This is a genomic window from Nocardiopsis sp. M1B1 (assembly GCF_052466615.1).
Map to the genome: position 1 here is coordinate 5,634,921 of NZ_CP196194.1, position 20,858 is coordinate 5,655,778.

The 20,858-nt window shown below is 72.4% G+C and carries 22 protein-coding genes; 8 read left to right on the forward strand and 14 right to left on the reverse strand.

The window, feature by feature from the left end:
- Positions 1-9 precede the first annotated feature (9 nt).
- The 3 genes from ACSTA4_RS24370 to ACSTA4_RS24380 all read left to right on the forward strand — a co-directional run bounded on the left by ACSTA4_RS24370 (position 10) and on the right by ACSTA4_RS24380 (position 3,492).
- The gene (locus ACSTA4_RS24370) at positions 10-1,374 is read left to right on the forward strand and encodes a nucleotide sugar dehydrogenase (protein ID WP_444961161.1); all 1,365 of its coding nucleotides are present in this window, start codon (positions 10-12) and stop codon (positions 1,372-1,374) included.
- Between the two features lie 244 nt (positions 1,375-1,618).
- Positions 1,619-2,773, forward strand: coding sequence for a glycosyltransferase (locus tag ACSTA4_RS24375; RefSeq protein ID WP_444961162.1), 1,155 nt, complete (start codon positions 1,619-1,621; stop codon positions 2,771-2,773).
- Between the two features lie 113 nt (positions 2,774-2,886).
- On the forward strand, positions 2,887-3,492 hold the full coding sequence (locus tag ACSTA4_RS24380) for a malonic semialdehyde reductase (RefSeq protein ID WP_248771943.1): 606 nt from the start codon (positions 2,887-2,889) through the stop codon (positions 3,490-3,492).
- Between the two features lie 120 nt (positions 3,493-3,612).
- On the opposite strand, the gene ACSTA4_RS24385 is transcribed toward ACSTA4_RS24380, so the two are convergent.
- The 6 genes from ACSTA4_RS24385 to ACSTA4_RS24410 all read right to left on the reverse strand — a co-directional run bounded on the left by ACSTA4_RS24385 (position 3,613) and on the right by ACSTA4_RS24410 (position 9,300).
- On the reverse strand, positions 3,613-5,280 hold the full coding sequence (locus ACSTA4_RS24385; RefSeq protein ID WP_444961163.1) for a PP2C family protein-serine/threonine phosphatase: 1,668 nt from the start codon (positions 5,278-5,280) through the stop codon (positions 3,613-3,615).
- Positions 5,277-6,326 carry a SpoIIE family protein phosphatase gene (locus tag ACSTA4_RS24390; protein ID WP_444961164.1) on the reverse strand — a complete coding sequence of 350 codons (1,050 nt, stop codon included), beginning with the start codon at positions 6,324-6,326 and terminating at the stop codon, positions 5,277-5,279. Before ACSTA4_RS24390 ends, ACSTA4_RS24385 begins: the two co-directional genes overlap by 4 nt.
- On the reverse strand, positions 6,323-6,757 hold the full coding sequence (locus tag ACSTA4_RS24395) for an anti-sigma regulatory factor (protein WP_444961165.1): 435 nt from the start codon (positions 6,755-6,757) through the stop codon (positions 6,323-6,325). Before ACSTA4_RS24395 ends, ACSTA4_RS24390 begins: the two co-directional genes overlap by 4 nt.
- On the reverse strand, positions 6,754-7,149 hold the full coding sequence (locus ACSTA4_RS24400; RefSeq protein WP_274974656.1) for an STAS domain-containing protein: 396 nt from the start codon (positions 7,147-7,149) through the stop codon (positions 6,754-6,756). The genes ACSTA4_RS24395 and ACSTA4_RS24400 overlap by 4 nt, the downstream gene beginning before the upstream one ends.
- 19 nt (positions 7,150-7,168) lie before the next feature.
- Positions 7,169-8,050: an STAS domain-containing protein gene (locus ACSTA4_RS24405; RefSeq protein ID WP_444961166.1), complete on the reverse strand. Its 882-nt coding sequence runs from the start codon at positions 8,048-8,050 to the stop codon at positions 7,169-7,171.
- 125 nt (positions 8,051-8,175) lie between these two features.
- Positions 8,176-9,300, reverse strand: a complete 1,125-nt coding sequence (locus ACSTA4_RS24410; protein ID WP_444964261.1) for a PP2C family protein-serine/threonine phosphatase — start codon at positions 9,298-9,300, stop codon at positions 8,176-8,178.
- Between the two features lie 220 nt (positions 9,301-9,520).
- Here ACSTA4_RS24410 and ACSTA4_RS24415 point away from each other — a divergent pair, with 220 nt between their 5' ends.
- From ACSTA4_RS24415 to ACSTA4_RS24425, 3 genes are all read left to right on the forward strand, one after another.
- The gene (locus tag ACSTA4_RS24415) at positions 9,521-10,012 is read left to right on the forward strand and encodes a MarR family winged helix-turn-helix transcriptional regulator (RefSeq protein WP_444961167.1); all 492 of its coding nucleotides are present in this window, start codon (positions 9,521-9,523) and stop codon (positions 10,010-10,012) included.
- 337 nt (positions 10,013-10,349) lie between these two features.
- Positions 10,350-10,574, forward strand: coding sequence for a hypothetical protein (locus ACSTA4_RS24420; RefSeq protein WP_444961168.1), 225 nt, complete (start codon positions 10,350-10,352; stop codon positions 10,572-10,574).
- Positions 10,571-10,918: a hypothetical protein gene (locus ACSTA4_RS24425; RefSeq protein ID WP_444961169.1), complete on the forward strand. Its 348-nt coding sequence runs from the start codon at positions 10,571-10,573 to the stop codon at positions 10,916-10,918. Before ACSTA4_RS24420 ends, ACSTA4_RS24425 begins: the two co-directional genes overlap by 4 nt.
- A 118-nt stretch (positions 10,919-11,036) precedes the next feature.
- On the opposite strand, the gene ACSTA4_RS24430 is transcribed toward ACSTA4_RS24425, so the two are convergent.
- The 8 genes from ACSTA4_RS24430 to ACSTA4_RS24465 all read right to left on the reverse strand — a co-directional run bounded on the left by ACSTA4_RS24430 (position 11,037) and on the right by ACSTA4_RS24465 (position 18,442).
- Positions 11,037-11,903, reverse strand: a complete 867-nt coding sequence (locus tag ACSTA4_RS24430) for a glycosyltransferase family 2 protein (protein WP_047867982.1) — start codon at positions 11,901-11,903, stop codon at positions 11,037-11,039.
- A gap of 302 nt (positions 11,904-12,205) precedes the next feature.
- Positions 12,206-12,976: a CDP-alcohol phosphatidyltransferase family protein gene (locus ACSTA4_RS24435; protein WP_248771951.1), complete on the reverse strand. Its 771-nt coding sequence runs from the start codon at positions 12,974-12,976 to the stop codon at positions 12,206-12,208.
- Positions 12,954-14,003 (reverse strand): iron-containing alcohol dehydrogenase family protein, encoded by a 1,050-nt coding sequence (locus ACSTA4_RS24440; protein WP_444964262.1) that lies wholly within the window; start codon positions 14,001-14,003, stop codon positions 12,954-12,956. Before ACSTA4_RS24440 ends, ACSTA4_RS24435 begins: the two co-directional genes overlap by 23 nt.
- Positions 14,004-14,008: 5 nt before the next feature.
- Positions 14,009-14,740: a phosphocholine cytidylyltransferase family protein gene (locus tag ACSTA4_RS24445; RefSeq protein WP_013154871.1), complete on the reverse strand. Its 732-nt coding sequence runs from the start codon at positions 14,738-14,740 to the stop codon at positions 14,009-14,011.
- 33 nt (positions 14,741-14,773) lie between these two features.
- Positions 14,774-15,505: a DUF5941 domain-containing protein gene (locus ACSTA4_RS24450; protein WP_444961170.1), complete on the reverse strand. Its 732-nt coding sequence runs from the start codon at positions 15,503-15,505 to the stop codon at positions 14,774-14,776.
- Complete coding sequence (locus ACSTA4_RS24455; RefSeq protein WP_444961171.1) at positions 15,502-16,491, reverse strand: hypothetical protein; 990 nt, start codon at positions 16,489-16,491, stop codon at positions 15,502-15,504. The genes ACSTA4_RS24450 and ACSTA4_RS24455 overlap by 4 nt, the downstream gene beginning before the upstream one ends.
- A 218-nt stretch (positions 16,492-16,709) precedes the next feature.
- Positions 16,710-17,594 (reverse strand): ABC transporter ATP-binding protein, encoded by an 885-nt coding sequence (locus ACSTA4_RS24460; RefSeq protein ID WP_444961172.1) that lies wholly within the window; start codon positions 17,592-17,594, stop codon positions 16,710-16,712.
- Positions 17,594-18,442, reverse strand: coding sequence for an ABC transporter permease (locus ACSTA4_RS24465; protein ID WP_444961173.1), 849 nt, complete (start codon positions 18,440-18,442; stop codon positions 17,594-17,596). Before ACSTA4_RS24465 ends, ACSTA4_RS24460 begins: the two co-directional genes overlap by 1 nt.
- An 837-nt stretch (positions 18,443-19,279) precedes the next feature.
- On the opposite strand from ACSTA4_RS24465, the gene ACSTA4_RS24470 reads away from it, so the two are divergent.
- Positions 19,280-20,029 (forward strand): IspD/TarI family cytidylyltransferase, encoded by a 750-nt coding sequence (locus tag ACSTA4_RS24470; RefSeq protein WP_274974666.1) that lies wholly within the window; start codon positions 19,280-19,282, stop codon positions 20,027-20,029.
- Positions 20,026-20,799 (forward strand): glycerophosphodiester phosphodiesterase, encoded by a 774-nt coding sequence (locus ACSTA4_RS24475; protein ID WP_444961174.1) that lies wholly within the window; start codon positions 20,026-20,028, stop codon positions 20,797-20,799. The genes ACSTA4_RS24470 and ACSTA4_RS24475 overlap by 4 nt, the downstream gene beginning before the upstream one ends.
- The last annotated feature ends 59 nt before the right edge of the window (positions 20,800-20,858 follow it).

Consider the following 20,858-nt stretch of genomic DNA (forward strand, 5'->3'; position numbering starts at 1 on the left):
TGACCACGAGTGGATGCCGCAGCCTCCAACCCAGCCCTTGTCTCCGAGCAGTCCGCCGGTGCGGTCAGCGACCTCGTCGTTCTCGGCCTCGGCTACGTCGGCCTGCCGCTTGCGGCCGAGGCCGTGTCCGCCGGCCTGAAGGTCACCGGTCTGGACGTGAGCAACCGCGTCGTCGACGGGCTCAACAGCGCCGTCTCGCACGTGGACGACCTCTCCGGGGAGGACGTGCGCGGGATGCTGGACCGCGGTTTCACCGCGACCACCGACCCGGCCTGCCTGGCCGCCGCGCGCACCATCGTGATCTGCGTGCCCACGCCCCTGTCGGCGGAGGGCGGCCCGGACCTGGGCGCGGTGACGTCCGCGGCCGAGTCGATCGCCGCCCAGCTGCGGCCGGGCACCCTGGTCATCCTGGAGTCGACCACCTACCCCGGCACCACCGAGGAGGTGGTCCGCCCGCTGCTGGAGAAGTCCGGCCTGGTCGCGGGCGCCGACTTCCACCTGGCCTTCTCGCCCGAGCGCATCGACCCCGGCAACCCGACCTTCGGCGTGGCCAACACGCCCAAGGTCGTCGGCGGCCTGACGCAGGAGTGCGGGGAGGCCGCGGCGGAGTTCTACGGCGCCTTCGTGAACACGGTGGTGCGGGCGCGCGGCACCCGCGAGGCGGAGATGGCCAAGCTGCTGGAGAACACCTACCGCCACGTCAACATCGCCCTGGTCAACGAGATGGCCATCTTCTGCCAGGAGCTGGGCGTGGACCTGTGGGACTCCATCGCCGCGGCGGCCACCAAGCCGTTCGGCTTCCAGGCCTTCTACCCGGGCCCGGGCGTGGGCGGCCACTGCATCCCCATCGACCCGAACTACCTGTCGTACAAGGTCAAGACCCTCGGCTACCCGTTCCGGTTCGTGGAGCTGGCCCAGGAGATCAACGGCCGCATGCCCTCCTACGTCATCCAGCGGGCGCAGGAGCTGCTCAACGACTCCGGCCTGGCGCTGTCGCGCTCCAAGGTGCTGCTGCTGGGCGTCACCTACAAGGCCGACATCGCCGACCAGCGCGAGTCCCCGGCCCGGCCGGTCGCGCGCAAGCTGGCCGCCAAGGGCGCCACGCTGACCTACCACGACCCGCACGTGGAGTCCTGGCAGGTCGACGGCGTGGACGTGCCCAGGTCCACCGACCTGGACCGCGCCCTGGCCGAGGCCGACCTGACCATCCTGCTCACCGACCACGCCGAGTACCGGCCCAAGCGGCTGGAGGAGTACGCGCGGCTGCTCCTGGACACCCGGGGCGTACTGCGCCGCCCCGACCCCGAGACGGACTCCGCCGTCCCCTCGCAGGTGCGGCGCCACGTCACGCGGGAGGGCATCGAGGTCCTGTGAGCTGAGGGACCAGTCCCGACGGGCACGCCGATCCGCGAGCACACCGCGTTCATCGGCGTGCCTTCCGGCGTTCACCTTCCCCCGGCCGAAGGTTCACCCGCTGCACTCCGTGCGGCCACCGGGCTTTCCTCGGCGCGTCTTTCCCGCTGAATACCGTGACGAAGAGCTGATACCGCTCCGACAGGAGCGGCCAGGCCGATCCGCCCGAGAGGGCCTCAGACGGCGACACAGGTAGGTGAACTCGATGCACGCGCTCGTGGCCACGGTGGTGCACCACCCGGAGGACGCACGGATCCTGCACCGGCAGATCCGCGCCCTGTTGGACGCCGGACACAGCGTGACCTATGTGGCGCCGTTCCGCGAGTGCGGGGTGACCCCGTGGTCGGAGCTGCGTTCGGTGGACGTGCCGCGCGCCTCGGGGCGCGAGCGGCTCGCCTCGCTGCGCGCCGCCCGCGCGGTCCTCGCCGAGCAGGCGCCCCTGGCCGACCTGCTCCTCTTCCACGACCCCGAACTCCTGCTGGCCCTGCCGTCCAGACGCCCGGTGACGGTGTGGGACGTGCACGAGGACACGGCGGCGGCCCTGCTCACCAAGGCGTGGGTCCCCCGGTCGCTGCGGCGCCCGCTGGGCACGGTGGTGCGCTCCTTCGAGCGGCACGCGGAGCGGCGGATGCGGCTGATGCTGGCCGAGGAGGGTTACCGCTCCCGGTTCCGCATGGAGCACCCGGTGGTGCCCAACACCACCGAGGTGCCGGAGTTCCCGGCGCGCGAGCCGGGCGACGACCGGATCGTGTACCTGGGCCAGGTGTCCGAGGCGCGCGGCGCGCGCGAACTGGTGGAGCTGGGGCGCATGCTGCGCCCGCACGGCGTGCGCCTGGAGGTCATCGGCGGCGCCGACGCCGGGGTGCGGCCGCTGCTGCGCGAGGCCCAGCAGGAGGACGTCCTGCACTGGTACGGGTTCGTGCCCAACGACCGGGCGCTGCGGATCTGCGCGGGCGCCATGGCGGGGCTGAGCCTGCTGCACGACACGCCCAACTACCGGCACTCGATGCCGACCAAGGTCGTGGAGTACATGGCGCACGGCCTGCCGGTGGTGACCACGCCCAACCCGATGGCGCAGGAGCTGGTGACCGGCCGCCCGGAGGGCCCGTCGGGCCTGGTGGTGCCGTTCGGCGACGTGTCGGCCGCGGCGGAGGCGGTGCTGCGGCTGCGCCGGGACGCGGAGCTGCGCCGCGAGCTGGCGCGCACCGGGCACCGGATCGCGCGGACCTCCTTCCACTGGCCGGTCCAGGCGCGCCTGTTCGTCAAGCGCCTGGAGGCGTGGGCGGACGAGGCCTCGGGCGAACCGCTGCCCGTGGTGCCGCCCCCGCGGAGTCGCCAGCGCACTCCCGTGCGTGATTGACCCCACTTCTAGCTATCCAAGAAATATCTTCCTCGTCAACAAGTGTTGTGGTCCGTGTCGGAGCCGACTCCGCACGGCCCCCCGCCACACCACGAGCACGACCGAGGAAACACATGACTGACGCGCTGGTACTCGACAAGGCGGCCCAGGACCTGCTCTTCCGGGACGCCCGTACCGCGAACAGCTTCACCGACGAGCCCGTGACCGAGGAGCAGGTCCGCGCGATCCACGACCTGGTCAAGTACGGGCCGACCGCCATGAACAACCAGCCCCTGCGGGTCACCGTGGTGCGCTCGGCCGCGGCCCGCGAGCGCCTCGTGCCGCACATGGCGGGCAACAACGCGCCCAAGACCTCGACGGCGCCGCTCACCCTGATCCTGTCCGCGGACTCCGACTTCCACGAGCACTTCCCGAAGACCTTCCCCGTCGCGCCCGACGCCCGGGACAACTTCTCCGGGATGCCCGTCGAGGCCCGCGAGAGCATGGCCCTGCAGAACGCGTTCCTCCAGATCGGCTACCTGGTCCTCGGCGTGCGCGCCGCCGGTTTGGCGGCCGGGCCGATGACCGGCTTCGACGCCGAGGGCGTGCGCCGCGAGTTCTTCGGCGAGGACTCCACGCTGCGGCCCCTGGTGGTCATGAACGTGGGCAGGCCGGGCCCGGACGCGTGGTTCGACCGCCTGCCGCGCCTGGAGTACGACGAGGCCGTCACCGAGGTCTGATCGGCGTCCCCGTCGTCCGCCGGACTTGAGAGGGCGGACGGCCGAGGGGCGGAGCACCGTGCCAGGGGGCCGGGCGCCGAGGGGTGCCCGGCCCCCTGCGCGCACGGACCCGGGCCGCCGCTACCCGTCCCGTTCGGCGGCGAGGAAGACCAGCAGGCACACGTCGTCGTCGCAGTCCTGGTACTTGACCATGGCGTCCAGCAGGTCGTCGGCCGCCTTGTCCGGGCCGCCCCGCCAGTACGGCGGCCCCCCGAAGCCCTCCACCAGGCGCGCGATCCCGTCGTCGATGGACTCCCCGCGCCGCTCGATCAGGCCGTCGCTGTACAGCAGCAGCGCGGCGCCCGGAGGCAGTTCGACGGTGTGGTCGGTGTAGGACAGCTCCACCGGCAGACCGAGCATGCCGCCGGACGGCAGGGGCACCGCCTCCGCCCTGCCCTCGCCGTCGCGCCACAGCGGCGGCGGGTGCCCGGCTCCGGCCATCACCACCTCGGGGTCCCCCGGCCGGAAGCGCACGATGACCGCGGTCGCGAACAGGTCCGGTTCGAGGTGGCCCAGCAGCCGGTGCAGTCGCTCCAGCAGCACGGCCGGACTGCGCTCCTCCAGCGCGTACGCGCGCAGAGCCGTGCGCAGCTGGCCCATCATCACCGCGGCGTGGATGCCGTGCCCGGTGACGTCGCCGACCACGCCGATGAACTCGCCGTCACCCCGGGAGAAGACGTCGTACCAGTCGCCGCCCACGTTCATCCCGCGCGTGGCGGGCAGGTAGCGGGCCGTCATCTCCATCCCCGGGGTCTCGGGCAGCTCGGTGAGCATGGCCCGCTGGAGGGTGGCCGCCGTGTCGCGCTCGCGCTCGAAGCGGCGCGCGTTGTCCAGCGACGCCGCCGCCCGCCGCGCGAGTTCGTCCAGCACGACCTCGTCATCGGCGTCCAGGGGTTCGGCGCGGCGCAGCAGCAGCACCCCGAGCAGCCCCGAACCCGTGAGCAGGGGGAGTGCCAGCTCCCCCTCCCCGGCCAGGGCGTCCGTCGGGCGGCGCCGGGCCGCGGCCAGGAGCACCGTGTCCGGCACGGCGGCCCCACGCGCGTCGGAGGCGCACAGGCCGCCGTCCTCGCCGGTGAGCCACACCTCGACGGCGTCGGCACGCTCGGGCACAAGCAGGTCCCGCAGGCGGGCGAAGATCTCCGACTGGTTCAGGGAGGTCATGAGCCTCGCGCTGGCCGTGGAGAGGAACGTGAGCCTGTTGCGGGCGGCCTCGGCCTGGTCCCGGGCCGAGCGCTCGGCCGCCAGGAGCCTGCGCTGCTCGTCGCTGGCCTCGGCGAGCTCGGCGTGCAGGGCGAGCACGCCCTGGTTGGTCTCCTCCAGCTCGCGCTGGTGCCACTCCAGTTCGCGTGCGCGCTCGGCCGCGACGGCGGCCACCCTCCCCGCGCGCTCGGAGGTGCGCAGCAGCTCCGCCGCCAGGAGCTCGGCGTCGGTTCCCCCGGGGTCCCCGCCCGCCGCGGCCCCCGCGTCGAGGGGCTCGCGGAGGGGCAGGTCGGACTCCCACCGGCTCTCCCCCGCGCCGTCGCGGACGGTGGCGCGCAGCACGAATCCGTCCTCGGACAGGTCCACCGCCAGCGCGGCCGGACCGCCCGGCCCCGCCGCGCGCAGCGCCCACGAGGAGGCGCCGTCCAGGAACTCCAGTGCGGCCTCGTCCCCGGCGCACGCGGCGTCGAGCACGCGCGCCACGGCCGCGCGGGCCCGCGCCGCGTCGACGGCGCCGCGGACCCGCAGGTCGAGCAGCGGTTGCGTCATCGTCCTCCCCCGTCAGGGCGTGCGGTGTGCGTGACCACGGCGACGCTCGTGTCGTCGCGCAGCGGACGGGCGGCGCTGCCCGAGTCCCGGAACACCGCTCCGGCCACGACCGCGGCGTCGTGGCCGCGCAGGGCCTCGACGCCCTCGGGCTTCCATCGTCCCGGCACCCCGTCGCTGTGCAGGATGAGCATGTCCCCCGGGGCCCACTCCCGCCGGGCCGGGGCCAGCGTCCGCAGGGAGAAGGCCCCCACGATCCCGGGCTGGGAGAGCAGTGTCTCCCAGCGCCCGTCCCGGTACAGGCGCGCACCGATGTTGCCGACCCCGCAGAAGGTGAGACGGCCCCGGGACTCGTCGATCTCGACGATCGCCACGGCCGCCCCGCGCGTGCGCCGCAGCGCCCCGTGCAGCCCGCGCAAAAGCGTGTCGGGGGTCCCTCCCCTGCTCCCGGTCACGAAGCGCGAGGCCACGTCGGCGGCGTCCGAGGCGGCCTCACCGTGCCCGAGCCCGTCCGCGAGCATGACCGTGCGCAGGGCACCGCCGCTGCGGAAGGCCAGGGCGTCCCCGGAGAACTTGTAACCGCCCAGGGGGACGTGAATCCCGCCCGTGGCCGCGCGGGCGCCGAACAGGGTGCGGTCGGCGGGCCGGGCGAACCGGGCCACCGCCACCGTCCCCCTGCCCGGGCTGCTCTGGACCTCGAAGAAGTCGGCGGCGCGCGCGCAGGCGCCGAGCCCCGCGCCCAGGGAGTCCTCCGAGGTGGAGAAGCCGTCCTTCATGGCGCGCGGGACGTCGGGGATGCCGGGGCCGTGGTCCAGCGCGAGGACCTGCAGGGCCCGGGCCGTTCCCCACGGCTCCCTGGCCTCCTCCGCCACGAAGCGCCCACCGCCGGCGTACCTGCACATGTTGGTCGCCAGTTCGGACGCGGCGAGGGCCGCGGCGTCCGCCGCGGCCCTGTCCAGACCGATGCCGAGCGCGGCCTCGCGGGCGGTCCGGGCCGCGTAGGACACGTGCGTGGCGTCGGTGACCGCCAGGTCCCAGACCCTGGTCATCGGGCTCCGCGCCCGTAGGGATCGGCCCAGGAGGTGATGGTCACCCTGGTCCCTCCCTCGGGGAGGTTCTCGATCTCGAACTCCTGCACGAGGCGTTTGGAGCCGCTCAGACCCATCCCCAGGCCGCCCGCGGTGGAGTAGCCGTCGGTCAGGGCCGTGTCCACGTCGGGGATACCCGGCCCGGAGTCGACGAAGGACACGCGCACGCCCTGTCCGGCCTGGCCGTGGACGACGCGGATCTCGGTGGCCCCGCCCCCGCCGTGCAGGAGCGTGTTGCGGGCCAGCTCGCTGGCCGCGGTCACGAGCTTGGTCTGCTGGACCAGGCCGAACCCGGTCTGCTGCGCCAGGGCGCGCACCTGCTGGCGGACCACCGTCAGGTCGGTGTCCCTGCGGATGGGCACGTGGATCGGCTCCGCGGAGGCCTGGCTCACGTCGCGCCCCGTTCCGGCCGTTCCTTCCGTTCGATGGTGACCCCGAAGCTGGCCGCCGCCTCGGTGACCGTCCGGGCGGTGTCCATGCCCGGCAGGGTCAGGCCCAGTTCGACCAGGGTGATGGCCACCGCCGGGCGCATGCCGACCAGGACTGTCCGGGCGGCGAGGAGCCGGGAGGAGGCCGCCACCTCGGCGAGGACCCGCGCGAGGAAGGAGTCGACCATGTCGAGCGAGCTGATGTCGATGATGAGTCCGCGCGAGCCGGTGTCGGCCACCGCGGTGGTCACGTCGTTCTGGAGGTCGACCGCGGCCTCGTCGGGGAGCTCGCCCTGGATGCTCACCAGTAGCAGCCCGCCGAGGTCGAGGACCGGGATGGTGGGAGGACTAGTCACGTACCTGTCCAATCAGCTCTCAGGAACCCTGCATGGACGGCGCGTTGCTCTGGCGGCGCTCCAGCGCCCACTCCAGCGCGTCGGCCAGGCTGGCGCGGGTGGTGACCGGGCCCAGGTCGAGGCCGAGTTGGACGATGGTCTGGGCGATGGCGGGGCGGATGCCCGAGATCACGCACTCCGCACCCATGAGCCGCGCCGAGGCGACGGTCTTCATGAGGTGCTGGGCCACGAGCGAGTCCACCGTCGACACGCCCGTGATGTCCAGGATGGCGATGGTGGCCTTGTGCTCGACGATGGCCTCCAGGAGGTTCTCCATCACCACCTGGCTGCGCGCGCTGTCGAGCATGCCGATGAGCGGCACGGCGACGAGGCGGTCCCAGAGCTTGACGACCGGGGTCGCCATCTCCAGGAGCTGCTGGCGCTGGCGCTGGATGATCTCCTGGTTCTCCTGGAGCATGCTCTCGACGACCATGACCCGCAGGGTGGCGAACAGCGTGGCGAGCTGGAGGCGGATGTCGCACAGCTCGTCGGGTCCGGTCCCGGGGGCGTCCGTGACCAGCAGTTCCATCGCGGCCTCGGCCAGGACGCCGACCTCTCGGTCGACCTGGGCGATGGACAGCCCCGACCTGGTCCGCGAGGCGGTCATCGCGACGAGCTGTTCGCGGACGGGGTGGAAGCCCGGGGCCTCCAGGTCGTCGACGCGCCCGCTGTCGGCGACCACCGCGAGGGAGTCGACGACCGCGTGGCAGGCCTCGACGGCCTCGTCCCGGGTGACGGTGAACACCGTCTGGAAGAGGGGCAGATCGGCCCACCGCTGGGCGATCTGCTCCCTGCGGCGCCGGAGGAAGGCGGACACGATCCGCGCGCCCGACCCGGAGTGGTCGGATGCTCCGTCAGTCATACATCTCCTCATGGTGCTGCGTGTCGCTGGAAGGGGGTCCTGCGTTGTTGCCGCGTGGCAATTGTCTACCAGACCTGAGGCGGGCGGGCACGGGGCGCGGCGCGCGCCGGAGCGGGACGCGGCTCCTACTCCGGCTCGTCCCGACCCCGCCAGTCCAGGCACACCACCAGCGCGTCGTCGAGGGAGGCGTGGTCGCCCCGGTACTCGGCCAGGTGGCGCAGGACCTCCTGGGGCACGGAGGAGCTGGGCACCAGCCTGGTGGCCAGGATGGCCAGGGACAGGGCCCGGGTGCCGAAGGTCTCCTCCTCGGACGACCCCTTGGCCTCGAACACGCCGTCGCTGACGAACACCAGCCGGTCGCCCGGCTCGACCCGGAAGCTCTCCGCGGTGTAGACGGTGTCCTCTGCCATGCCCATGGGCAGTTGGGCCTCGAAGGGCACCTGCTCGACCCGGTCGCCGCGCAGGCGGTAGAGGAGGGGCGAGCCCGCGTCGACCGCCTGCACCTCGCCGGTGGCCAGGTCGAAGCCGAGCAGGAGGACGTCCAGGTAGCGCTCTCCCCGGTAGTGTGCGTAGACGGCCTTGTCGGCGAGGGCGACCTGGTCGGCGAGCGGGATCCCGCTGCGGCGGGCGTTGCGCAGGGCGTTCACCGCCAGGCTGGTCAGCAGCGAGGCGTCGATGCCCTCACCCATGCCGTTGGTGATGCCCAGGGTGAGGCGGTCCGGCGCGGCCGACCAGTCGAAGTTGTCGCCGCGTATGGAGTAGGCCGGTTCGAGCTGGGCGCCGATGCTGTACTCCGGGCACTCGAAGCCCCGGCCCGGCAGCAGGTCCCACTGGACCTCGGCGGCCAGGGTGAGGCGGTCCCTGCGGCGCAGCGTCCGGTAGACGTCGGTGTCGCGTTCGGCGACGAGGATCTCGTGGCCGAGCACGTCGGCGACCTGCTCCAGTTCGGCGAGCACCCCGGCGGAGTAGTCGTCCGCCTTCAGCTCGACGGTGAGCACGCCCAGCCGGTCGCCTCGGGCGCTCACCGGGAGGTGGACGGTGACGGCCTCGGACCCGAAGCTGTCCTCGACGAAGGTCTCCTGCGCGCCGAAGACCCTGCCCACGACACTGTTGAAGACGGAGTACTCCCCCGCGCACTCCCCGGGCGGATCGGGGACGTGGCAGAGTACCTTGAGTCCGTAGTCAGCGAGGAAGAGTTCGGCGGACACCGCCGCGTAGACCTCGGAGAGAGCCCCACGGAGGACCGCCATGAGCCCGTGCGGCTGGGCCTCGCGGAGGGACCGCGCTACGGTCTCGTATCTGTTCACTGGCTCGACCTGTGTTTTCTGTGCCGATTGGAGAAGTATCCCGCACACCGGCACGGGCACGGTCGGCGGGCGCGGAACGGGGCGTTCCGTTATGGTCGTAGAGGTACCCCATTTCCGATGCCGGACGGGTACAACTCACAGACGCGACGTGTGAGAGTGGAAAGTGAGTCCTGAATCGCAGGAACCGACAGCCGAAGCAGCCCGTGCGGCCTCCACCGTCACCGAACTCATGGAAGTGCTCTGGGGGCGCGGCCGTGAGGTCGCCTCCTCACCGGTCTCTCCTCCGCAGCTCAAGGTCCTCTTCATCCTCGAGGAGGAGGACGGCGTGAACCTGCGTACGGTGACCGAGCGCCTGGGTTCCACCCCTCCGTCCGTCAGCAGGCTGTGCGACCGCCTCCAGGCGGTCGGCTTCGTGACCCGGACGCCGAGTCCGAGCAGCCGTCGTGAGCTGAGGCTCTGGCTGAGCGAGAGCGGCCGGACCTTCCTGCGCGACCTGAGAGCTCGCAGGGAGGCTGAACTCCACGAGGTCATCGCCCGTATGCCCCCGCGCAAACGGGTGATGCTCATGGAAGGGCTCGTGTCCTTCCGCGAGGCGGCGAGCCGCTCCGAGGAACACTCCGACAGCTCCGAGCAGCCGAACTTCCGCACGGCCTGAGCCACTGGTGCGGGCCGGGCGGTCGGTCCGGCGCCACGTGTGGGTGGAACCCCGGCGTCCCCGCCCTGCCCTGGGCAGCCGCCACCTCGGGGCGGGCTTCCCAACCGTAAACAATGCCGCCAGAGTCAACTATTGTCAAGCGGCAACAGTTTCCCGACACCGCGCCGAGCCCCGCCCGCCGCCCTGCCCCCGCCGCGTCCCGCTCCGGGGAATCCGCGTCGAAAACACCGAACCGCCGGTCCGTCGGAGCCCGCTCCCCTAGGCTTCACCTACGCTTGGGCCACACCGGCTCGGGCGCTGACCCTTCTTCCCTCTGAGCGACCGGCTGGGACTGCGCATGGTCCGTCCACGACACCCGAACAAGGGTCTGGAATCCGTGCTCCGGGCGGCCGAGGCCAGACAGTGGAGGGTCGAGCGCAGGAAGAAGTACTACAAGATGCACTGCCCGTGCCCGGAGAAACACTTCAAGACCGTTAAGCTCACGCCCTCCGGGGCGAATTACCTCAAAGACCTGCTGGGGCAGCTGCGTCGGGCCACATGCTGGGAGGAGCGGGACCTGTGACCACACACCACCTCGTAGCCGACCTTTCCTTCGAAGCGCGGAACGGCGCCGACAGTGACGGGGACTTCGACGACTTCGTCGACCGCTTCGTCGACGAGTTGGACAACCTCCAGGAGTGCGATCCCGGCATCGTCGATCCCGACGTGGTGGGAAGCTTGGCCAACCGCACGCTCTCGGTGACGATGGGTGTGGAGGCCGCTACCCTGGAGGACGCCTCCCGCCTGTTCTCCGCCAACGTGCGCGCGGCACTGCACGCGGCCGAATGCGGAACGCCGACCTGGCCCCACTTCGTACCGAAGGAGCGCACCCCCAGGGTGCGCCACCGCGACGCGGCCACCAGCTGAACGAAGAGCCCCCTCGACCACTGGGTCCGAGGAGTTCTGGAACTCCGGGACCCGTCGGTCGAGGGGGCTCTTCGCTGTCGCGGCCGGGCCGTCCACCGGCGTCCGGATCGGCCTGGGCTCAGATGATCGGCGGGCGTCCGGCGCGGGTCATCCTCCACGCGGTCGACCAGCTGATCGGGGTGCGCTGACCGGCCTCCTCGCGCCAGCCCTCCCGGAAGCCCCCGAACCACGAGCGCAGCGCGTCGCGGTCGCGCTCGCGCAGCACGGTCAGCCCGACCCAGGTGCCGAGGTAGGCCGCGGCCAGGGGCCAGGGCAGGTTGCGGCGGGCCAGCCACACCCGGTTGCGGGCGTTGAGCCGGTAGAAGTTCTCGTGCCGGGTCGGCGCCACCGCCGGGTGGTACATCACCGCGTCGGCGTCGTACTCGATCCCGTAGCCCGCGTCCATGATTCGCCAGGCGAGGTCGGTCTCCTCGTGCGCGTAGAAGAAGTCGCCCGGCAGGCCGCCCCCGGCCTCGAAGGCGGTGCGCCGGATCGCGCACGCCCCGCCCAGGAACGTGGTCACCACGCTCGACTTGCGGGAGTCGCCCACGCGCAGGCGCGGCACGTGGCGTCGCTGGTCGGGGCCGCCGTCGGGGTCGGCGATGCGGAAGGACAGCGCGCCCAGCGACGGGTCGGCGGCGAAGCGCTCGCGCACGTGGCGGGCCAGGTCCCTGGAGCGGTACCAGCCGTCGTCGTCCAGGAAGAGGATGATGTCGCCGCTGGTCGCGCGCACCCCGTGGTTGCGCCCCTCGGGGATGCCCACGTTCTCCGGCAGGCGCACCCGCGTGACGCCCTCGGGCAGCTCCGGCAGGTCCGCGCCGTTGCCGACGACCACGACCTCGACGTCCGCGTCCTCCTGCTCGAACACGCTGGTGATGGCCCGGCGCAGCTCGGCGGGACGGTTGCCCATCGTCAGCAGGACGCAGGACAGGGTGGGCGCGGACACCTGGGGGCGGCTCCGTTCGGCTCTGGGCGCTGGGGAGACCGTCACCTCCGGCTTCTCCGGGCTCGGTGAGGACGGAATCACGGGTGTGGCCATGGTTGCGACCGTTCAGTGGACGAAGTGTTACTGGAAGGTTGACACACGGCCAACGATCGCAGGAACAGACTAACGAAAGAATAAAGGGAAGGTGGACGGGACCGTGGACAGGGTAACCTGCACGGCCCCGTTCGTGACGTCAACGTCATCGGCGCGTCGTTCGTGACGTTCCGACCCGGTTCGGGCCGGGGGCGCCCGAACTGTCCGCGCTATTCGAGGCGGCGCGAGGCGAGCACGCTCACGAAGTGCGCGAAGCTCATCAGCACGCCCACCGCGGCGCACGCCGCGACCAGGATCCGGGTGGCCGTCAGGTCGCCGAGGAAGGCGTCCACCACGGCCGCCACCACGACGATCAGGGACAGTTCCACGGCCTGGATGAGGCGGTGCACCATCAGCGCCGAGGCCAGGCGGCGGGCCAGGCTCAGACCGGACGAGCGCGGACGCATCGCCTCGTCCGAGACCTTCTCGGGCAGGCCCGCCTTGGCGCGCGCCACCACCACGTTGTCGGTCTCGGCCTTGATGAGCGCCACGCCGATCGCCGCGGCCATGCCCAGGATCACCCAGCCGCCCGCCTCCCACTCGCCTTGGGCGCGCACGCCCAGGCCGATGAGGAGCGCGATCTCGGACACGTAGTGGCCGATGCGGTCCAGGTAGATCCCGGCCACGCTGGTGCGTCCGGTGTAGCGGGCCACCTCGCCGTCGGAGCAGTCCAGCAGCAGGTACACCTGCACGAACAGCGCCGCCACGATCGCCGACCACAGGCCGCCGAAGGCGACCACGACCCCGGCGAGCACGCCGAAGGCCATCATCAGGTAGGTGATCGGGTTGGGGGGGACGCCGAGCCGGACGAAGAACGTGGTCAGGTACGGGGACAGGTCGCGCATGTAGAGGCGGCCCGCCCAGTGCTCCTCGTTCGTCCTCTCCTTGATGCCGGCGGGCTGGCCGCCCGCTCGGACCTCAGCGACCGACGGCTTCGACATAGTCCTTGACGCTCCGTCCGATCTCGTCCTCGGAGAGGTTCAGGTGTTCCAGGATGGTGAACCGGCCCGGACGGGTGTCCGGGGCGTGGACCACCGCCCGTGCGAACTCCGCCTCGTCGAGTCCGACGTCGGAGGGCACGACGGGCAGCTCGTGACGGATCAGGCAGTCGCGGATCTCGTTCATCCGCGCCTCCGACCAGTCCAGGTGCCGCACCCGCAGGAAGGACGCGTACAGCGCGCCCAGCCCGGCGAGCTCGCCGTGGTTGCTGGTGCCCGGGTGGAGCTGGGTGACCGCGTGCAGGATCTCGTGGCACGCGCCGCTGGCGGGGCGGCTGGACCCGGCCACCGACATGGCCATACCCGAGAGCACCAGGCCCTCGGCCAGCACCGTGAGGAAGGCCTCGGACTCCACCGAGTCCGGGCGGTGCAGGACCGCCTCGGCCGCGACCCTGGCGAAGGTGACGGACATGCCGTCCACCGGCTCGCCGTTGACCCGGCCCGCCAGCTCCCAGTCCTCGATGGCGGAGATGTTGCTGACCACGTCGCCGATGCCCGAGCGGACCAGGTGCGCGGGGGCCGCCCGGACGTAGTCGACGTCGATGACCACGGCGATGGGCATGGTCACGCCGATGGAGGGCTTGCCGCCCTCGTGCTCCAGCGAGCTGACCGGCGAGGCGATGCCGTCGTGCGCCAGGTTGGTGGCCACGGCCACCATGGGGATCCCCGCCATGGTGGCGGCGAACTTGGTCACGTCGATGGTCTTGCCGCCGCCGATCCCGGCGACCGCCTCGTAGGCGCCCGAGCGGAGCTTCTTGCCCAGCTCGGTCGCGGCGTCGACGGTGCCCTCCTCGACGTGGAAGACCTCGCAGTTGGGCAGGTCCAGCTCGGAGGCGATCTGCGCCCCCTGGCCCGGACCGACAGCCACGGCGATGCGGCCCTCGGTGGCGATCCTGCGGTCGGCGAGCAGCGTCCCGAGGGACGCGACGGCTCCCCGGCGCACGTCGATCGCCAGCGGGGAGGGGAGCATGCGGGCTAGTAGCGGCATGCGATCTCCCTCGCCTTGGCCAGGTCGTCGTGGTTGTCGACCTCGACCCAGTCCACCTCGCCGATCGGCGCCACGGCGACCTTCTCGCCGCGGTTGACCAGCTCCTGGTAGCCGTCCTCGTAGTACAGCTGCGGGTCGCGCTCCCAGGTGGCCTTGAGGGCGTCGGCGAGACGGGCGTCCAGGGAGCCCTCGATGAGGGTGGCGCCGATGTACTCGCCCGCGGCGGTGGCCGGGTCCATGAGCTTGGTGATCGTGCGCAGGTGGCCCTCCTCGTCGAGGGTCACCTTCATCTCCTCGTCAGCGAGGCTTTTCACACTGTCCACCGCGAGGAGCAGTTCCGGTCCCCGCGCGGCGAGTAGCGTTTCCTCGACGCTCACGGGGTGAACCGTGTCGCCGTTGACCAGGAGGACGCCCTCGGAGAAGAACTCGCGCGCGGTCCACAGGGAGTAGGCGTTGTTCCACTCCTCGGCCTTGTCGTTGTGGCTGAGGGTGAGCTTGACGCCGTGGCGCTCCTCCAGGGCCTCCTTGCGCGCCTCGACCGCCTCCGCGCGGTAGCCGACCACGACGACGACGTCGGTCAGCCCGGCCGCGGCCAGGTTGCGCAGCGAGATGTCCATGATGGTCGTCTCACCGTCGACGGGCACCAGCGCCTTGGGCAGGGTGTCGGTGTAGGGGCGTAGACGGCGCCCCGCGCCTGCGGCGAGAACCATTCCGAGCATGAGGGCGTGTTCCTCCTTAGTCGGGGAGGGCTCTCACGCCTCCCCGTTCGTTCCGGCGGCCGGTCGGCCCCCGTCTGCGTGGCCTGGTCGGGGGATCCGCTGATCCCCCGGGTCCGTGTCGCCCTCGCCGGGGGCGGCGCTGGCGCGTACGTCGGCCACCGGTGTCGCGCTCCAGGTGCGCACGGCCTCGCGGACGAGCAGCACCGCCAGGTATCCGGCGAGTATGCCGTAGGCGGGGGCGAGCGCGTGCAGCGCTCCTCCGACCGCGATGACGAGCATGCGGCCGTCCCAGCCGAGAGCCGCGGCGCGCACCCCTGCGGGGCGGGCCGCGCCGACCGCGGGACGGGCCACGTCGTCGCCGTGGTGACAGGCGACCGCCATCAAGAGTACGAACACCAGTGGACCCGGTACACCGGACGCCAGCCCCAGGACCGCCAGGTATCCGTACTCGGTGACGCGCAGGACGGGTGGCACGAGCCAGTCGAACCGTCCGTCGTGGGGATGGCCCGAGGCCAGTCCGGACAGTAGCAGGGCAGCGACCGGTGCGAACAGGGTAATGCCTGCCAGCCGTCCCTGGCCTGCCGCCAGGAGCGTTCCGACGACCAGGAGTCCGGTGAGCGCCGTGAGCAGGGGCGGCGCTCCACCCGGGGCGATCCGGCCGAGCAGCAGCGCCATGTGACTGTCATCACGAAGAAACCGCAGGTCGGGACGGACCAGGACGTACCGGTCCCGGTCCGAACCCCCGTGCGCGGCGCTCGCGTTCACGGTCGGCTCCGCGCGGGATCGGCGAGTTGGGCGGTGGCCGCGACGACGCAGCCGACGACGAGGGTGACGAAGGCGACGCGCGCGTCCCAGAGCGTGGCGGTCACCGCGATGGCCAGGAAGCGCACGGGTTGGGGGAAGTCCGCGATCCGGCGCAGCGGAGAGGGGGCGGGCAGGTCGGGACGGGCGCCGTCCGCGACGCGGTCATCGGTTGCGGCGTCGGCGCGGGCCCGGTCGGAGGTCCCGTTCGGGGAGGCTCCGGCGGAGCGGACCCCCTCCTCGGGGCTTCCGTACAAGGGGGTCCCGTTCATCCGGGCCCCGTTCACCGGGGCGCCGTTGGCGGGGACGGCGTTCACCGCGTGCCCGTTCACGGCCGTCGCGTCGGCGCGGGCCCCGGCGGGGGCGCGGACCGGACGCGAACCGCCCGTTGTGCCGTCCACCACAGTGGCGCCGAACAGCCGCGCGGTCAGTCCGGGGTCGCTGACGCGCGGCCCCTGGGGCGGGCGGGGCGCCAGACCCCCCAGGAGGCCGCCAGCGGGCCCCTGGGCGGACGACGGGGGTCTCCTTCGGCCCGGTCCCGGCCCGGGGTCGGCCGGAGCGGACCCGGCCGCCAGGAGCGAGTCGCGCAGGGCCAGGGCGACGAGCGCACCCGCGGCCCACCCCCAGGCCCCGCCGTTCCCGGCGGCCACGGCGCCCGCCGCCAGGCCGAGGTAGACCGCGTACTCGCGCAGCTGCGACAGCATCGCCGCGAGCCACAGGGTGAGGGCGTCGTACCGGTCGGCCCGCATGCGCTCGCGGACCGCGTCGCAGAACAGGACCGCGCCGAGGAAGGCCGAGCCCGCCAGGCCGCCGACCGCGTCGGCGCGGGAGAACCAGACCGCCGCGCCGACGGCGCCCAGGACGCCGATCCGGGCCACCCCGGCGCGGGTGACGTGTCGGCGTTCGAGCATCCGCGCGGCCAGCCGCGCCACGGTGCCGCTGTGGGCCATGGACGTGTCCTCTCCCAGCTCTGATGGGAGACACCGTTTCTCACTCTGTGTAACGGTTCAATCACTGACACACGCGAGGATCGTCGCGACGGGACGGGACGGCGCGGGCCCCTGTCCGGACATGTGGTGAAACGCCGGACGCGCACCGCCGGACGGACTCCGGTGGTGCGCGTCGGTGCGTCAGCGCGTTCGGCGGAGGCCGGACGGGCCCGGGCGGCTCAGGCCGCCTGGCCGCCGTCGCCGCCGTTGTCGGACTCGGCGGCCTTCCTGGCCTTCTCCTCCGCACGCTTCTTCTTCTCGGCGTCGCGCTTCTTGCGATCCTCGATCTCCGCCTGGGTGTCGTCGTTGTAGGCGGCGAGCGCGGCGTCGATGTCGGTGTCCAGGGCGAGCCCGCCGTCCTTGACGTAGAGCCCGCGGTTGCAGAACCGGCGCAGGTCCCTCTCGCTGTGCGACACCAGGACCATTGTGCGCTGGTTGGCCAGCATGCGGTCGATGGCCTCGTAGCACTTGCGCTTGAAGGCCTTGTCGCCGACCGCGAGCACCTCGTCGACCAGCATGATCGGGTGCTCCAGCTGGGAGATCAGCGCGAAGCCGAGTCGGACCTTCATGCCGCTGGAGTAGTGGCGCACCGGGGTGTCCACGAACTTGGGCTTGATCTCGGCGAAGTCGATGATCTCGTCGAAGCGCTCGTCGATCTGCTTCTCGGTCATCCCGTGCAGGGAGCCGACCAGGTACACGTTCTCGCGGCCGGTCAGGTTGTCGTTGAACCCGGCGCGCAGCTCCAGCAGCGGGGCGACCTTGCCGTGGACGTGCACCTCGCCCTCGTCGGGGATGAGTACCCCGGCGATCAGCTTGAGCAGGGTCGACTTGCCGGTGCCGTTCTTGCCCACGATGCCCACGCACTCGCCGCGTCCGATCTCGAACGTGACGTCGCGCAGCGGCCAGAACTCGTCGCCCTCGGCGTTGGGGTCGCGCTTGGTGCCGTGGATGAACATCTCGCGCAGGCTGCGCTTGCGTCGGCGGTTCACGGCGAACTTGACGCCGAGGCCCTTGGCCTCGATGACCGGACCGGTGGTCCCGGCGCCGTAGGTCGTCTGCGCCATCACAGCTCCTTCAGGACGGACATCTCCAGACGGCGGAACGTCCAGTATCCGATGATCAGCATGAGGACCGAACCGACCACCGACGAGGTCAGCGCGAGCGTGCTCGGGGTGAGTTCGTCGAACCCGGCGAACCACACGGCACGGTGCATCTCGAAGATACCCAGCAGCGGGTTCAACTGGAAAAGTGTCTTCGCCCACTCCGGGACGCTGGGCTCGCTGAGCACCAGCGAGGCGGGGAAGAGGACCGCCGAGCCGTAGAACAGGATGCGCGAGGCGATGCGCACCAGGCGCTCGACGTCGCGCAGCAGCACGTTGACCGCGGACAGGAACAGGGTGAGGCCCAGCCCGAAGACGAACTGGAGCACGATGGCCAGCGGCAGCCACACCAGCACGCCCTCCCACGAGGGCCTGCCGCCGAGGAAGATCACGAAGAGGATCAGCACGGGCCAGGTGAGCAGGTACTCGACGAACTTCGTGCCGACCGTGGCGATGGGGAAGATCTCCCGCGGCACCTTCATGGTGGTGATCAGCTTGGCGTGCGTGATCATCGCGCGGGGGGCCTCGGACAGGATCGCCCCGAAGGTGTTCCAGGGCAGGATCCCCGCCACCAGGAACAGCAGGAAACCGCCCTGTGCCAGGGCCTCCGGCGGCATACCCCGTTCGGCGTTGAGGATGACGCCGAAGACGACGAAGTAGACCATCGTCAGAGCCAGCGGCTCCAACATCGTCCACGCGTACCCCAGTACGGACTGCTGGTACTTGACCTTCAGGTCGCGCCGGACCAGGAGGCCGACGACCTTCCGGTGCTCCCAGACGGCCAGCGCCCTTGACGCCACCGCCACCTCCAAGGGTTGATGTCTCGTCCGGTCCACGCTGAGGCCGGACGGGCGTGCTCGTACTCGCCTGTGCGCACCGGCCGGGATACGCGGTCCACCCCGTACGGCGTACCGAAACGGGGGAGCGTGTCCGGGCGACCGGGGGATGTCACGGACCGCGCCCGGTTCAACGACCGCTTCTGGGAGGAGGTCGGCACCGGGCACGCCATACAGGCGTCCATAGGTTACCGCTGCGAACGACGGGCTGTGCCACCCCACCTGTCACCAATGCGTGTTTTGTACCTTCGCCCAGAGAGGCCGGAGGAGGCGTGCGGAGGCCGCGCGGGGCGCGGAGTGCCGTGTGGAACGGGGCGCCGTGCCGGTCGGAGGCGTCGTTGGGCGGGGGCACCGGCCCCGGCAGAAGTGGTGTCGGGAGGCGGGATGGTCCCCGCACGGGGCAGGGCGGCGCGGTGCCGACGCCCACCGTCCGCACACGGGTGGTCGCCCGCGCGTGAGGAAGCGGGCGGGGCGGGGAATGCGTCGGGCGGGACGGAGCGGGGCCTCGTGCGGGGCGGGGCAGGGCCGGAGCGCCGGGCGGAGGCGCCGCGCGGCGGACCGTCGGCTAGCCTCAGCCGGGAGCGCACCGGGCCCGCGGAACCGCGCCGGATCGCGGGGGCGCGGGACCGCGGGCCGCACGGTTGTCGTTGGGCAGCACGGTTGTCCTTGGGCAGCACGGTTGTCCTTGGGCAGCACGGTGTCGGCGGGTTCCGGGGACCCCCCGTATATCCAGGAAACCCGAACGCGACCGGGCGCACCAGGGGTATCCGGCCGCTGTGGACGGCGGCCGTGGACGACGGAAGAGGTGGAGCCATGCGTCCGCGCGTGATCGCGGCGGTTCTGGCCGGAGGGGTGGGCGCGCGGATGGGCGCGCCCGCGCCCAAGCAGCTGCTGCCCCTGGAGGGCCGACCCATCCTGGAGCACGCGATCGCCGCCTTCGAGGCGTGCCCGGACGTCGACGAGATCGTCGTGCTCATGGTGGAGGAGTACCTCGACCGGGTCCGGGGGATCGTCGACGCGGCCGGGTTCACCAAGGTCACCGCGGTGCTCCCCGGCGGAGCGACCCGCACCGGCACCTCCCTCGCCGCCTTGGCCGCGATGGGCGGCGCCGCCGACACCGACCTGGCTCTGCTGCACGACGCCGCGCGCCCGCTCGTGAGCCCGGCCGTCATCAGCGCGTGCGTGGCGGCGCTGGCGGAGGCGGGCGCGGTCGGGGTGGCGGTGCCCAGCGCCGACACCGTGGTGCGGGTGGCGCCCGGCGGCTCCGGCGGCGAGGTCATCGCGCAGGTCCCCCCGCGTGCGGAGCTGCGCAGGATGCAGACCCCGCAGGGCTTCCGGCTCGGCGTGGCCCGCCGCGCCTACGAGCTGGCCGCGGCCGACCCGGACCTGGTGGCCACCGACGACTGCGGCGTGGTGCTGCGGTACCTGCCGGAGGAGGAGGTGCGGATCGTGCCGGGAGAGGAGACGAACATCAAGGTGACGAACCCGGGCGACGTGGAGGTCGCCGAGACGCTGCTGCGCCGCGCGCGCGAGCGCGCCGCCCTGTCGGGGGCGGACGCGTGAGCCGGGTCTTCGAGGCGACCGAGGTGGTCGGGCACCGCGGCGCGGGGCGCGGCGTGGTGGACGGCGCCCGGGAGAACACGCCGGAGTCCTACGCCGCGGCGGCGCGGGCCGGGGCGCACTGGATCGAGATCGACGTGCGCCGCACCGCCGACGACGCGCTGGTGCTCTACCACAACGCCGCCCTGGACGACGGCCACGCGGTCGTGGAGCTGACCGCACGCGAGTGCGCCGATGCCGGGCTGGTCGGCCTGGAGGAGGGCCTGGCCGCGATCCCGGCCGGGGTGGGCCTGGACGTGGACGTCAAGTCGGTGATGGAGGACGCGGTCGACGCCCCCTCGCGCCGGACGGTCTCGCTGCTCCTGCCGTACCTGCGCAGGGAGGCCGGGCGCCGCCGGGTGTTCGTCTGCTCCTTCGACCCGGGCGTCCTGCTCGCCGTCCGCGAGGAGGCTCCGGCGGTGCCCACGGCGTGGATGCCGTTCGTGCGCAACCCGCTGGACCAGGCCGTGGCGGGCGCCGCCGGGATGGGGTGCCCGGTGGTGGCGATCGACGCGCGCTCGTTCGGGCTGTCCGGCGACGCTCCCCGCCCGGACCGCCGGTCGGTGGAGTACACCGTGGACCTGGCGCACCGGGCGGGGATCGAGGTCGTCTCCTGGTGCCCGGACCCGGTGGACGCGGCGCGGTTCGCCGAGGCGGGGATGGACGCGGTCGTGGTGGACGACGTACCCGGGGCGGTGTCCGCGCTCAAGGGCGGCGCCTCCGCGGGGTCCTGAACCGGGTCCCCGTCCCGCCGCACCGGCCCCGCCGACCGGGTTCCGCCGCCGGCCCCGCC

Coding starts and splice junctions, on each gene's coding strand:
- ACSTA4_RS24420 (WP_444961168.1), top strand. CDS start 10,350: ATGGTCCGTCCACGACACCCGAACAAGGGTCTGGAATCCGTGCTCCGG.
- ACSTA4_RS24445 (WP_013154871.1), bottom strand. CDS start 14,740: ATGCTCGGAATGGTTCTCGCCGCAGGCGCGGGGCGCCGTCTACGCCCC.
- ACSTA4_RS24455 (WP_444961171.1), bottom strand. CDS start 16,491: ATGGCCCACAGCGGCACCGTGGCGCGGCTGGCCGCGCGGATGCTCGAA.
- ACSTA4_RS24390 (WP_444961164.1), bottom strand. CDS start 6,326: ATGACCAGGGTCTGGGACCTGGCGGTCACCGACGCCACGCACGTGTCC.
- ACSTA4_RS24440 (WP_444964262.1), bottom strand. CDS start 14,003: ATGCTCCCCTCCCCGCTGGCGATCGACGTGCGCCGGGGAGCCGTCGCG.
- ACSTA4_RS24375 (WP_444961162.1), top strand. CDS start 1,619: ATGCACGCGCTCGTGGCCACGGTGGTGCACCACCCGGAGGACGCACGG.
- ACSTA4_RS24385 (WP_444961163.1), bottom strand. CDS start 5,280: ATGACGCAACCGCTGCTCGACCTGCGGGTCCGCGGCGCCGTCGACGCG.
- ACSTA4_RS24405 (WP_444961166.1), bottom strand. CDS start 8,050: ATGACTGACGGAGCATCCGACCACTCCGGGTCGGGCGCGCGGATCGTG.
- ACSTA4_RS24435 (WP_248771951.1), bottom strand. CDS start 12,976: ATGTCGAAGCCGTCGGTCGCTGAGGTCCGAGCGGGCGGCCAGCCCGCC.
- ACSTA4_RS24470 (WP_274974666.1), top strand. CDS start 19,280: ATGCGTCCGCGCGTGATCGCGGCGGTTCTGGCCGGAGGGGTGGGCGCG.
- ACSTA4_RS24410 (WP_444964261.1), bottom strand. CDS start 9,300: ATGGCGGTCCTCCGTGGGGCTCTCTCCGAGGTCTACGCGGCGGTGTCC.
- ACSTA4_RS24460 (WP_444961172.1), bottom strand. CDS start 17,594: ATGGCGCAGACGACCTACGGCGCCGGGACCACCGGTCCGGTCATCGAG.
- ACSTA4_RS24380 (WP_248771943.1), top strand. CDS start 2,887: ATGACTGACGCGCTGGTACTCGACAAGGCGGCCCAGGACCTGCTCTTC.